This is a genomic window from Telluribacter humicola (assembly GCF_017355935.1).
Lineage (GTDB): Bacteria > Bacteroidota > Bacteroidia > Cytophagales > Spirosomataceae > Telluribacter > Telluribacter humicola.
Genome location: NZ_JAFIQT010000015.1, coordinates 24,661 through 37,678, shown reverse-complemented (window position 1 = coordinate 37,678; position 13,018 = coordinate 24,661). Strand labels below are relative to the sequence as shown.

Below are 13,018 nucleotides of genomic sequence, written 5' to 3'. Positions count from 1 at the left end.
GGTCGATTTGGCCATAATTGGACATCTTGTAGATCTAAGTTAATGATTTTAAACTTTAAACTACTGTCCAGTTTTTGGGGAGCATTATATTGTTTAGGCAATTGTTTCACTATTGCTGTCCTTCATAAACAACTATATTTATCTCTAAGCGTTTAGGCAAGTCAGTAAGTTAAGATCCACCTTTACTTTCCTTACTATTTCAGATTCACCCAGAAGATAGATTTCACTTTTAAAGTAAAGCACAAAAAAAGGCACCTACATTAGTAGGTGCCCTTAATGATTAACTAGTAGTACTCTGTTACTCAGTTACACACTGTACGTTCTTACCTTCAAACTGAGCAAGAATGTTATTTAGCGTTTCCAGAGTATCCTTAGCTTCGCCGTCAGCTTTCGCCTGAACTGCTTTCTCAAAATAAGGCTTAGCTTTCTTGAAGCGTCCGCAAACACGGCCTTCTACTTCTTTACCTTTCTGCTGATACTCCTGCATGTTCATGTTATCTACTTCTTTCTTCAGCTCAACTGCTTCGTTAAAGTAGAAAACACCAAGGTTATAAAGTGCATCGTAGTTAGACGGATCTACCTGTAGAGCTTTCTGATACGTAGAAGTAGCCAGCTCTTTTACTGACTTCTGCTTCGTCTTCATATCATTCACTTCGGTTTCAAGTTTAGACTTGTCGGTATTAGCAGATGCTTCGGCAGCAGCTTTTACATCAGCCTCTAGCTTAGTAACATTTTGTTTTGCTTCGTTACGTAACTGAGTTGCCTGATCCAGCTGACGCTTCAGATCTGCATTCTTAGGTTGAGCCTTGATACGGGCATTCAATTTCTTGATCTCACCATCGAATACTTCTACTTTACCTTTTTCGTCTTCAAGTTGCTTCTGTAGTCCGGCGCCCTTGCTGGTCGCTGCTCCTAGTTTCTCTTCAGCTTCACGAATCTGATTAGTCAGCTTGATGTTGCTGTTATCATACAGGATAGCCAGGTTCACCAGGTTCTGCACGTTGTTAGGATCCTTTGCTACAAGTTCTTTCAGCTGGTTGATCGCCTGATCTTCCTTACCGGAAGCCAACAATATGTTTACTACTTCGGCTTTCAGGTCACGATTATCAGGTGAGCGCTCAATCCCTTTCTGTAGCGTAGCGATGGCTTTGTCATTGTCATTAGCACCACGGTATAGCTGAGCCAGACCATAGTATACGCTGGGATCTTTACCACCGTTTGCAACGTAAGCTTCAAAGTTTTTGATAGCTACATCCTGCTTGCTGCTCGACTGAGCAGCAATACCACCGTATAGGGCTGCCAGAGTATCCTTAGGGTTCAGCACCTGAGCCAGCTCAAAATTCTTTAGCGCATCAGCCATATTTTTGTTCTGGTACTTCTCGGCACCCTGCTTTACAAAAGCATTGTACAGGTTGGTACCTTCGGCAGCGTTAAGTACCTGTTGGGCTTCCTTAGCACTACGACCGGGCTCACCTTTTTTGGTTACATCCAGTTCAATTACTTTTTTGTAAGCATTGTAGGCAGTTATTGCCGCGTTGGAGTCAAGTTGAGTAAACTGAAGTGCAATGTTTTCGTACGTTTTAGCACGATCCATCCAGGTGGCTGCTTTTGCACTAGCTTTTGGATCTTCAATACTTTTATCACTTTTCTCCTTGTCTTTGCGAGCCTGATCTAACATAGCCTGGTTTATTGCATCCTGCGCAAAGGCAGTCATGCAAAACAGGCTAAACGCAGAAACAAAAAATAGTCTTTTCATAAAAGTTGGGATTGGTTGTGATTAATGGTAACTATTACGTGATTTTAAATTTTTTATTGTCTATAAAAGTTATTCCGTCACTTCATCAGTTGCTTCATCCACTGCGGTATCGCTTCCATCCAGCGTTTCGATATCCGAAGCTGTTATTTCTAACCGTGTATCTTCAGATGTCCCTTCGGTGGGTACATTACCTTCTTCCACTACTTCCTCTTTGAGGATACGGGTTACGGACGAAATTACATCGTTTCCGTTAAGACGAATCAGCTTTACGCCCTGGGTATTACGACCTGCCTGACGAATATCTGTCACATCCATACGGATGGCTATCCCGTTACGAGTGATGATCATGAGGTCATCCTGCTCGGTCACTTCTTTGATAGCTACCAGGTTTCCTACCTTCTCAGTCGCGTTCAGGGTATAAACTCCTTTACCACCCCTATTTGTTATACGGTAATCCTCAATGGGTGATCGTTTTCCGAAACCATTCCTGGAAACTACCAACAACTGGGCATCATCACGGCTGATACATACCATACCTACTACCTTATTAGGTCCATCCTCCGACTCGAGATTGATACCTCTTACACCGGCAGCAGTACGGCCCATCGGACGTACGCCCTTCTCGTTGAAACGAACAGCTCTACCCGCGCTGGAGGCAATAACGATATCGTTGTTGCCGTTGGTAAGTGCTACATTGAGGAGGCGGTCGCCATCATTGATTGAAATGGCGATGATACCATTCTGACGAGGACGAGAGAAGGCTTCAAGCAAGGTCTTCTTGATGGTCCCCTGCTCAGTACACATGATGATGTAGTTATTATTAATATAGTCTTCATCACTGAGTGTACGTACATTGATCACCGAACGAATGCTGTCACCCGACTCTATACTGATCAGGTTCTGAATGGGCCGGCCTTTGGCATTCTTACTTCCCTCGGGAATTTCGTATACCTTCAGCCAGTACAACTTACCCGACTCTGTAAAGATGAGCAGGTAGTTGAGCATGGTAGCCGAGAAGAGGTGCTCCGTAAAGTCTTCGTCTTTAGTCTTGGCTCCGCGTGCTCCCACTCCACCCCGGGTCTGGGTCCGGTACTCACTCAACGGGGTACGCTTGATATAGCCCTGCTGCGAGATGGTAATAAGCATCTCTTCGTCAGCGATCATATCTTCGTCACTGAACTCTTCGGCCGCGTACTCAATCTTGGTCCGGCGAGCGTCACCGTAGCGCTCTCTTACTTCGGATAGTTCGGTCTTGATGATATCAAACTTGCGTGTCTCATTCGCCAGGATATCACGTAGATCAGTAATGAGGGCCATGATCTCATCGTACTCTTTAATGATCTTATCACGCTCCAGACCAGTCAGACGCTGTAGACGCAGTTCCAGAATAGCCTTGGCCTGAACCTCGGATAAACCAAACTGCTCTATAAGTCCGCTCTTTGCAGTCTCCGGATCACGGGCACTACGAATCAGGTTGATCACTGCATCCAGGTTGTCCAGTGCAATGAGCAAACCTTCCAATATATGGGCACGCTTTTCAGCTTCGCGCAGTTCGTACTCAGTACGACGGGTCACTACGACCAAACGGTGGTCTACATAGTGCTTGATGAGATCCTTCAGGTTCAGGATCATCGGACGCCCCTTTACCAGCGCTACGTTATTCACCCCGAAGGATGTCTGCAGAGGTGTGTACTTGTAGAGGTGGTTGAGTACGATATTAGGTATAGCGTCTTTTTTAAGATCAAATACTACCCGCATACCATCACGATCCGACTCATCACGGATGTCGGAGATTCCCTCAAGTTTCTTTTCGTTGATCAGACCAGCGATACGCTCGATCATAGCGGCCTTGTTGGTCATGTACGGAATCTCCGTCACAATGATCTGCTCCTTGCCCGTCTTGGATACATCGAAGTGAGCATTGGCACGAATCACTACCCGTCCGCGTCCCGTTTCGAAAGCCGAGCGAACACCCTGGTATCCGTATATAGTACCCCCCGTTGGGAAATCCGGCGCTTTGACAAACTCCATCAGCTCCTGAATGGTGATATCATTGTTATTGATATAAGCAACGACACCATCCACTACTTCTGTCAGGTTATGCGGAGCCATGTTGGTAGCCATACCCACGGCAATACCCGAAGAACCATTGACCAGCAGGTTAGGGAACTTGGAAGGAAGTACGGAAGGCTCCTGCAACGAATCATCGAAGTTGGACTGAAAGTCTACCGTATCTTTATTTATATCATTAAGTAGTTCGTCGGCAATACGCTTTAGACGGGCTTCAGTATAACGCATGGCCGCCGGTGAATCACCGTCCACAGATCCAAAGTTACCCTGACCATCTACCAGTGGGTAGCGCAGAGACCAGTCCTGAGCCATACGCACCATGGTATCATACACAGACGAGTCACCGTGCGGGTGGTACTTACCCAGCACTTCCCCAACTATACGCGCTGATTTCTTGTACGACTTGTTGTAATTAACTCCTAATTCAGACATTCCAAAAAGTACCCGCCGGTGTACCGGTTTCAGTCCGTCGCGAACATCGGGCAGGGCTCGGGAGATAATAACCGACATTGAATAGTCAATGTAGGCTCCCCTCATTTCATCCTCTATATTAATAGGGATGATGTTTTCACTTGAAGATTCTGCCATAAATAAATTGAAACAAGAACGAAATTATAAAGTTGATGAGCTGAGTTTTTTACAATGGCTTAGCTATTATGTACAATTTATTAGTGTACAAACAATCAAATTTCGTCATTTTTAATGGTTTAACCAAACTATTCGATTATGCTATTAAAGAACATAATTATCCAAGTTTATATTCCCGTCGCTAGGGATAATATGATAAAATATGGCGCTCGACACTAACTTCGTAACTAGCTGTATCAGTGTATGTTCTAATCTCTAAATAATAGAATCCACCCATCATCAAAGCCCATGTTTGCCACCTGGTCAACCCCAGGTTCTACAGATTATTTACAATATTTCTTCTTGTCTCCATTTGTTGCCGGAAGTTGTCCGATTCCACCTCATTTTTACCCTAACTGTTTAGATTTCGGGATGTATTCACTTATTTAGGATGTTCATCCTAATCCAATCCTCATTTCTATGCCCTTACTACTTACTTTTCTGGCCATTCTTTGTCTGGTCCTATTTATAGCGTGGTTAAAACTTGACACCTTTATTTCATTTTTACTGGTATCCATCGGACTCGGTCTCGCGAGTGGTATGGATGTACCTGCCCTGGGAGTAGCCATACAGAAAGGTATCGGAGGTACCCTGGGGGATCTGGTACTTATCGTTGGCTTTGGAGCCATGCTGGGTAAGATCGTGGCGGATAGCGGCGCCGCCCAGCGCATCACAGATGCTCTGATTGGTATCTTCGGTCGTAAGAATATACAGTGGGGCCTGGCGCTGGCTGGTTTTATTATAGGTATTCCCCTTTTCTACAATGCCGGCTTTGTGATCGTGATTCCCCTGATCTTCATGATTGCAACATCGGCCAATCTACCGGTACTCTATGTAGGTATACCTATGCTGGCAGCACTGTCAGTAGCGCACGGATACCTGCCACCGCACCCTTCGCCTTCCGCCATTGCCACGCAGGTCAACGCCAATCTGGGAAGGACGTTGTTGTACGGCATCATTGTATCACTCCCGGCTATAGCCATTGCAGGACCTATCTTTGGTAAAACCCTCAAGCGCTTTCACCCACAGCCAGCTCCTGAACTATTCAACGTGACTCCACGTCCGAGCCATGAGCTACCCAGTCTGGGCATAAGCGCGCTGACGGCTCTGCTGCCGGTATTCCTTCTCACCAGTATGTCCGGGGTAAAGGGGCTATTTCCAGATAATAATATCGTAGCTCTTTTTGCCGAGCCTTATTTCGGTATGCTTTTCTCAGTACTATTCGCGGCTTACTTCCTGGGTATTCGCCGGGGCTTGCGTATGCCTATGCTGACTAAGTCATTTGAAGAGGCATTCAAAGGTGTATCAGTGATCCTGCTAATCATTGCGGGTGCCGGTGTGTTCAAGCAGGTAATGACGGAAAGCGGCGTGAACCAGTACATCGCGGAAGGCTTGAAAGGAATAGCCATATCTCCTCTGATACTGGCCTGGGGTATTGCCGCTATTATCCGTGTATGTGTAGGCTCAGCCACCGTAGCCGGTCTAACTACCGTTGGTATCCTGGCTCCCATGCTGATACAACAGGCCGCGACTCCCGAACTGGTAGTACTTTCCATCGGAGCCGGTAGTCTTATGTTCTCTCACCTGAATGACGGAGGTTTCTGGTTATTCAAAGAGTACTTTAACCTTAGCATTAAAGAAACACTACTGACCTGGTCTGTGATGGAAACCATCGTATCCGTCGTGGGACTAATCGGAGTGTTAATTCTTAGTATATTTATTTAATCATTTAACTCTTACCATTTAGTATGTCTGCTGAACAACAGTTTGCCAAACTTGAGCTTAATCTTCCGCCTGCTCCCGCCCCCAAGGGAGTTTATAAACCCTGCCTGATCGTTGACAACCGCTGGCTGTATGTGTCTGGCCACGGAACGGTACAAGATGACGGTAGCCTCATTATGGGTCGTATCGGAGAAGACATGGATATAGAGGAGGGAAAACTCGCCGCCCGTCAGGTAGGACTCACCATTTTGTCCACCATCAAAGCGAACCTGGGTAGCCTTAACCGCATCAAGCGCGTTGTTAAAATATTGGGTATGGTCAACTGTACCTCCGACTTTGAGCGTCACCCTTACGTCATCAACGGATGCAGCGAACTCTTTGCTGCTATTTGGGGAGAAGAAAACGGAATAGGTGTACGTAGTGCGGTGGGTATGGGTTCCTTGCCTGACAACATCCCCGTAGAAATAGAGGCTATGTTTGAGCTGATTGACTAAGTAATACCTAACCAATTATGTGGTACCAACTCCAAAACCCTGATTCTGTAGATTCGCCCGCGCTGCTAGTGTACAAAGATCGGGTCGCTGATAATATTCAAACCATGCTGAGGCTGGTCGGTGGTGACGCCGACCGCCTGGTTCCGCACGTGAAGACGCACAAAATGAAGGAAGTGGTGCAGATGCAGCTGGAAGCCGGGATCAGTAAATTTAAATGCGCGACTATCGCGGAGGCCGAAATGCTGGCCGATGCCGGAGCAAAGTGGATCCTGCTGGCTTACCAGTTGGTGGGGCCAAAGGCAGATCGCTACCTCAGCCTGGCGGCTGAATATCCGGAGGTACAGTTTGGCTCACTGGTGGATAATGAAGATACGGCACAGTACCTTAATGAACGCTGTGGGGTTAAAGGCCGCCGTATTCAGGTGTTCTTAGACGTAAATAATGGGATGGACCGCTCTGGCCACCCAATTGATGAGCGGATTCTGTCCCTCTACGAGTATCTGTCTAAGCTGCCTCATCTGCAACTGGCCGGGTTGCACGTGTACGATGGGCATATTCGTAACGAAGACTTTGCCGAGCGTAAAGCGGCGAGTGATGCGGCCTTCAAAAAAGTATACGAACTACGTGAGCAAATCCGTGAGAAAGGTTTGCCTGAGCCTATGATCATTGCGGGCGGCTCTCCGACCTTTACGGTACATGCTCTTCGCGAAGAGATCTACTGTAGTCCGGGTACCTGTTTGCTTTGGGACTGGGGCTACGGCGATCGGTTCCTGGATCAGCCTTTCCTCCACGCTGCCGTGCTGATTACCCGTGTTATCTCTAAACCGGCGCCAGGTATTATTACCACGGATCTGGGACATAAAGCCGTATCGGCCGAGAATCCCATTGAGCGTCGGGTGCGCTTTCTGAATCTGGAAGACTACCAAGTACTTAGCCAGAGTGAAGAACATGGCGTACTCCAGGTCCAGAACTGGGGCCAGCTTAAAGTGGGTGATGTCCTCTACGCCATTCCCTACCATATATGTCCTACGGTAGCATTGCACGACCGGGCCGCTATCATAGAAGGTGGCCAGCTGGTAGACAAGTGGAATGTAGTGGCGCGTAACCGAACCTTAACTTATTAATCTCTTTCCTCAGCTATACCTATGCTACTTTTTGATGCCCACCTCGATCTGTCTATGAATGCGATCGAATGGAACCGGGACCTGACTCAGGAACTAAGTGCTATACGTGAACGGGAGAAACACCTAACTGATAAGCCTGACCGAGGCCGGGGCGTTGTTAGCTTTCCGGAAATGCGATGCGGTAATATTGGACTATGTGTGGCTACTCAGATAGGTCGCTACGTAGCACCTGACAATAATCTGCCGGGCTGGCACTCACAGGCACAGGCCTGGGGGATGACGCAGGCCCAGGTGGCCTGGTACCAGGCTATGGAGTACCAGGGCGAGATGGTACAGATCCGGGACAGGCAGGGCCTGAAGGATCACCTGGCGCTATGGCAGGGAGCCGAGTCGACCGAGGAGCTTCCTATTGGGTATATCCTGAGTCTGGAAGGGGCCGACTCAATCCTCTCGCTGGATCACCTGCACCAGGCCTATGAGTACGGGCTACGGGCCGTAGGTCCCGCTCACTATGGCCCGGGGATCTATGCCTACGGTACCGATGCGGACCAGCCTCTTAATCAGAAGGGCAAAGACCTGATCCGGGAGATGGAGAAGCTGAACATCATCCTGGATGCTACTCACCTGTGCGACTCGGCCTTCTGGGATGCCATGGATATCTATACAGGTCCGGTATGGGCTAGCCATAACCTGGTGCGTAAGATCACGCCACACAACCGCCAGTTCTCCGACGAGATGATCCGGGAGCTACTCAGCCGCGGAGCTGTCATAGGGATGGCTTTCGACGCCTGGATGATGATCCCCGGCTGGGAACGGGGTAAGACAAAGCCCCAGGAAGTAGGTCTCACGATCGAACACGTCATAGACCATCTGGATCATATATGTCAGTTGGCCGGCAATGCCAATCACGTAGGTATAGGATCCGACCTGGACGGAGCCTTTGGTACGGAGCAATGTCCGGCGGATCTGGATTCTATCGCCGACCTGCAGACTATGACCGATCTGCTAAGTAAGCGTGGGTACAGCCAGGATGACATCGAAAGAGTTATGTGGCGCAACTGGGTCCATTTCCTGGAAAGAGCCTGGAAGTAAGTACCACTCTATCAGTGCGGCAGAAGCAAATCACATTTATACTAGCTTCTGCCGCACTAATCTCCATTTTACTTCAATCATCTACATATTAAATTGTTACAATTTCTATCTACTCTTTTATCGCATTATCCCCCCTACTCTCTCCTCCATTCATCAGTCCTTACCAATCTTACTTTTTCCTATCTCTTCATCATTTATCTAATTATAATTATTATTCATAACGCGATAAGAACGTTATAATTCTCTTTATAAGAAACCACTATACTATATGCTATAGATTGTACTTACTCCCGCATTCCCTACATTAGTCGAAACCTATTAAGATACATCGAGTTATCGTACTATCTCATTCACACCATTTAGCTTAATCGTATGGAAACACAATCATTCTGGGAAGCAACTATTGCTAAGCGTTCCGAGTACCCTTCTCTGGAAGGTAATATAGAAGTAGATGTAGCTATTATAGGCGGAGGCATAACCGGTATTACTACCGCCCAACGGTTGGTTGCCGCCGGCAAGAAAGTAGCGGTACTTGATGCACGCCGCATTGGTGGTGGTACTACTGGTTGGTCATCTGGTAATCTGTATGTACCGGTTAGCCCCTACTATCAAAACATCAAAACCAATCGCGATACACAGACAATCCAGACCATAGCTCAAGCTCGTAGCGCCGCCCTAGACTTTATAGAGCTACAGGCCAGCAGTAAGAATATTGATTGCCATTTTTCCAGAAGACCGTGGTACTATTATACGTATGAAGATAAAATGGTATCGAAGATTGAGAAGGAAGTAGATGCCTTACGGGAAGCCGGATTACAGGTGGAACTTGTGGATGAGGTCCCTCCCCTACACAAATCCAATATCAAAAAGGCAGCCCGTATGGACGGACAGGCTCGCTTTCATCCGCTTAAGTATGTACTGGGAATGGCCGAAAATATAGCAGCCCAGGGAGCACAGCTTTATGAATACACTACGGTATATGATTATAAGGAGGAAGAAGATCATTGTATAGTCAAAACAACCAATGGATCTGTCAAGGCCAGTTATGTAGTAGTAGCCACTCACCTACCCATTGGTATTCATACTGTCCATACTGTTGCGGGACCCTACCGTAGCTATGCTGTTGCCGTAAAACTGCGTGGTGAATATCCTGATGCTTACTTCTGGCATAATGACGGAATCCATAAGACTATCACAACTCACGGCTCCGAATCCAAAGACCTGGATATACTGATGGTAGTAGGTAACCATCATAAAACCGGTCAGGCCAGCGAACAGGAGTACCAGCACTACTTCAAAGAACTGGAAGACTATGCCCGTAAAACATTTGATGTAGCCTCGGTAGAGTACCGATGGTCCGCCCAGCATTACCGCTCAGGTGATGGAGTACCCTATATCGGTCAGACCAACATTGGTGCGGCCGGCTTACCTACCATTGGCAGCAAGCGTACCTACATGGCCACCAGCTATGACGCGGATGGACTTACGTACGGTACTGTAGCAGGGATTCATATTTCCGAGCAAATATTGGGCAAGGAGAATCCTGAATGGGTTGAGGCATTCAATCCTAAACGCATAGCCAGCCTGGCCACGGTCAAAGAATTCATCAAAGAGAACGCCAATGTAGCGGTTCAGTATATCAAAGGAAATCCGTTTACTGCGGATGTCAGCGAATTCAAGGAAATACAGAAGGGAGAAGGCAAGACCATAAAAGTAAACGGCGAAAAGCTGGCCGCTTACCGCGATGAGAAGGACCAGCTCCATGTGTGCTCAGCTATTTGCCCGCATCTGCTATGTGCAGTCAACTGGAACAATGCCGAGAAGACCTGGGACTGTCCCTGCCACGGCAGCCGCTTTATGATTGATGGTACCGTTATAGAGGGTCCGGCTATTCATAATCTGGAGAAGAAGGATATTCAGGCAAAGCAGTAGGTGGCTTGTTGACTATTTTACCCGCAGCAGCCGTTGCCGGGATTTATACGACAGTATAGGCCACTGGAACTGTTTTTTTAAGTAGAAAAGGTGTAAAAGAAACTGAGAACCTTAAAATCTGATAGTCATGCAAGACCCAAAAAAGCCCGATAATAAGGAGGCGAATAATCCGGACGAAGGATTTGATAAAACAGCGAGAAGCTTTGATCATAAGGATGTAGACCCTGATGAGGATACGATTCAGGGAGCTGACCCAACCGCCAGAAACTTTCAACGAATGGAAGACGAATCTGACGTGAAAGAAGCCAAAGGTCCCGATAACAAGGAATAAAACCTAGAAGTACTTTCAACACAAGAGGCAGTCTCTGTTCAGACAGGACTGCCTCTTGTGTTGAAAGTATACTAGGTATTAGCATAAGACTGATTTTGCTGCGTTTTTTTCAATTCTTCCTCATTCGTCAGATCCAGACGCAGAGGAGTGATAGAAACAAATCCGTTCTCTACGGCCCACCGGTCGGTTCCTTCCTCAGCCGGTTCCAGCGGTGTAACCGTAAACCAATAGTGCTTACGCCCCATGGGGTCCATACCCGGTACTATCTTACCATCATACATCCGTACCGACTGACGGGTCCACCGTATTCCCGCAGGCTCCTGCGGTAGATTCACATTTACCAGACACAAATCCTTCATATCAATCAGGAGCCGTAGTGACTCCTCCACAAAGGGAGCAAGTTTATCAAAATCAGGTTCCTCTTTGCCAACGGGAGTACTGAAGGCTATCCCCCGCATCCCCAGTAGTGCAGCCTGCTTGGCTGCCGCCAGTGTACCCGAGTGCCACATGGAGTTCCCCAAGTTCAGACCCAGGTTGATGCCCGACAGCACCAGGTCAGTTTTGGTCCAGAGATGCGTACCCAGGGCTACGCAGTCGGCTGGGGTACCATTCACCCGATAGGCATCAATCCCTTCAAATTTGATAGGTGATTTTTTATAGGACAGCGGACGCGTGGCTGTAATGGCGTGTCCCATGGATGACTGCTCTACATCAGGCGCAACCACCCGTACTTCACCAAACTGTGTAGCAACTTTGGCCAGGGCAGCTATACCCGGGCTATAAATTCCATCATCATTTGTTACCAGAATTCTCATAATCGTTACCTTTTAGTCCTCTGATATCTAACAAACTAGCCTCTGGTATGTTTTATGTTCGTTTCTCTCAAAACATGTAGTCAATGCCTCTTGCGAAACTTATTCATAATCCCGGTGCCGGGGAAGAAGAGCACACACCTAAGGACTTAATTCGACTCCTGGAATCAAAAGGCTATACCTGCGAATATTCGTCCATAAAAGAAAAGGGATGGGATGAGATCAGCCCGGAGGTGGACTTCCTGGTTATTGCGGGTGGGGATGGTACAGTTAGAAAAGTAGCTAAGAAACTACTGAACAAAAAACTACTGGAAAAACCGGTTCCTCTCACCATACTCCCATTAGGTACTGCTAATAACATAGCTACAACCCTTAAGCTAAACCGGGAAATAAGTGAAGTAGTAGCCAGGTGGAATATGAAACAGCCAAGACACTTTGATGTAGGTAAGGTTAGTGGCCTCCCAGATATTAACTTTCTGATCGAGTCACTGGGTTTTGGTACTATACCTCAGCTAATACGCGAATTTAAGGATAAGTACAAGAAGAATTTTGATTCTCCCGCCGAAGAGATCAGAGCCGCTCAGCAGCTCATGCATCATATCCTACCAACCTGTAATCCGGCCGGGTGCCGCATTATGCTGGACGGTGAAGATTATTCGGATGATTATATTATTGTAGAGGTGATGAATATCAAAGCCGTTGGTCCCAAGCTGATGCTGGCTCCTGACGCTGATCCCGGCGATGGTGCATTTGATGTAGTGATGGTAAAGGGAAGCCAACGTGAAGCTCTGGGCAACTACCTCCTGGATAGTATCCACGATCATCCTACTGAGATGCCTATAAAACCAGTGAAGGCTAAATCCATAAAAATAGCCTGGGAGGGATCAGTCATGCACATAGATGACGAGGTACTTAAGTTAAAAAAGCCCATCGAGATAGAGATAGAACTTAAGAGCGGATTACTGGACGTAATCCTGCCAGCGTAATACTACTTATCTGTACCACCTGTAAAGCAAAAGCACCCGGACTCACCGGGTGCTTTTGTGTTTTTACTACTA

The 13,018-nt window shown here is 47.2% G+C and carries 10 protein-coding genes; 7 read left to right on the top strand and 3 right to left on the bottom strand.

Going from position 1 to position 13,018, the window contains the following annotated elements; all coding sequences use genetic code 11:
• Positions 1–298: 298 nt before the first annotated feature.
• A complete protein-coding gene (locus JUB14_RS27385) occupies positions 299–1,756 on the bottom strand; it encodes a tetratricopeptide repeat protein (RefSeq protein WP_207510064.1) in 1,458 nt (485 codons plus the stop codon).
• Between the two features lie 69 nt (positions 1,757–1,825).
• Entirely contained in the window at positions 1,826–4,414 is a 2,589-nt protein-coding gene (gene gyrA / locus JUB14_RS27380) for a DNA gyrase subunit A (RefSeq protein WP_207510063.1), read from the bottom strand.
• A gap of 459 nt (positions 4,415–4,873) precedes the next feature.
• Here gyrA and JUB14_RS27375 point away from each other — a divergent pair, with 459 nt between their 5' ends.
• The 6 genes from JUB14_RS27375 (at position 4,874) to JUB14_RS27350 (ending at position 11,148) form a co-directional block, all read left to right on the top strand.
• Positions 4,874–6,178 (top strand): gluconate:H+ symporter, encoded by a 1,305-nt coding sequence (locus tag JUB14_RS27375; protein WP_207510062.1) that lies wholly within the window; start codon positions 4,874–4,876, stop codon positions 6,176–6,178.
• 23 nt (positions 6,179–6,201) lie between these two features.
• Positions 6,202–6,669, top strand: a complete 468-nt coding sequence (locus JUB14_RS27370; protein WP_207510061.1) for a RidA family protein — start codon at positions 6,202–6,204, stop codon at positions 6,667–6,669.
• A gap of 17 nt (positions 6,670–6,686) precedes the next feature.
• The gene (locus JUB14_RS27365; RefSeq protein ID WP_207510060.1) at positions 6,687–7,793 is read left to right on the top strand and encodes a D-TA family PLP-dependent enzyme; all 1,107 of its coding nucleotides are present in this window, start codon (positions 6,687–6,689) and stop codon (positions 7,791–7,793) included.
• A gap of 21 nt (positions 7,794–7,814) precedes the next feature.
• Complete coding sequence (locus JUB14_RS27360; RefSeq protein ID WP_207510059.1) at positions 7,815–8,885, top strand: dipeptidase; 1,071 nt, start codon at positions 7,815–7,817, stop codon at positions 8,883–8,885.
• Between the two features lie 372 nt (positions 8,886–9,257).
• Positions 9,258–10,817: an FAD-dependent oxidoreductase gene (locus tag JUB14_RS27355; protein ID WP_207510058.1), complete on the top strand. Its 1,560-nt coding sequence runs from the start codon at positions 9,258–9,260 to the stop codon at positions 10,815–10,817.
• Positions 10,818–10,944: 127 nt separating this feature from the next.
• Positions 10,945–11,148, top strand: a complete 204-nt coding sequence (locus tag JUB14_RS27350; protein ID WP_207510057.1) for a hypothetical protein — start codon at positions 10,945–10,947, stop codon at positions 11,146–11,148.
• Between the two features lie 71 nt (positions 11,149–11,219).
• Here JUB14_RS27350 and surE read toward each other — a convergent pair whose 3' ends face one another.
• Entirely contained in the window at positions 11,220–11,963 is a 744-nt protein-coding gene (gene surE / locus JUB14_RS27345; protein WP_207510056.1) for a 5'/3'-nucleotidase SurE, read from the bottom strand.
• 83 nt (positions 11,964–12,046) lie between these two features.
• Here surE and JUB14_RS27340 point away from each other — a divergent pair, with 83 nt between their 5' ends.
• Positions 12,047–12,946, top strand: coding sequence for a diacylglycerol/lipid kinase family protein (locus JUB14_RS27340; RefSeq protein WP_207510055.1), 900 nt, complete (start codon positions 12,047–12,049; stop codon positions 12,944–12,946).
• Positions 12,947–13,018 lie beyond the last annotated feature (72 nt).

What these genes read in the sequence shown, in the direction of transcription:
- JUB14_RS27385 (WP_207510064.1), bottom strand. Translation starts at nt 1,756, where the DNA reads ATGAAAAGACTATTTTTTGTTTCTGCGTTTAGCCTGTTTTGCATGACT.
- gyrA (WP_207510063.1), bottom strand. Translation starts at nt 4,414, where the DNA reads ATGGCAGAATCTTCAAGTGAAAACATCATCCCTATTAATATAGAGGAT.
- JUB14_RS27375 (WP_207510062.1), top strand. Translation starts at nt 4,874, where the DNA reads ATGCCCTTACTACTTACTTTTCTGGCCATTCTTTGTCTGGTCCTATTT.
- JUB14_RS27370 (WP_207510061.1), top strand. Translation starts at nt 6,202, where the DNA reads ATGTCTGCTGAACAACAGTTTGCCAAACTTGAGCTTAATCTTCCGCCT.
- JUB14_RS27365 (WP_207510060.1), top strand. Translation starts at nt 6,687, where the DNA reads ATGTGGTACCAACTCCAAAACCCTGATTCTGTAGATTCGCCCGCGCTG.
- JUB14_RS27360 (WP_207510059.1), top strand. Translation starts at nt 7,815, where the DNA reads ATGCTACTTTTTGATGCCCACCTCGATCTGTCTATGAATGCGATCGAA.
- JUB14_RS27355 (WP_207510058.1), top strand. Translation starts at nt 9,258, where the DNA reads ATGGAAACACAATCATTCTGGGAAGCAACTATTGCTAAGCGTTCCGAG.
- JUB14_RS27350 (WP_207510057.1), top strand. Translation starts at nt 10,945, where the DNA reads ATGCAAGACCCAAAAAAGCCCGATAATAAGGAGGCGAATAATCCGGAC.
- surE (WP_207510056.1), bottom strand. Translation starts at nt 11,963, where the DNA reads ATGAGAATTCTGGTAACAAATGATGATGGAATTTATAGCCCGGGTATA.
- JUB14_RS27340 (WP_207510055.1), top strand. Translation starts at nt 12,047, where the DNA reads ATGCCTCTTGCGAAACTTATTCATAATCCCGGTGCCGGGGAAGAAGAG.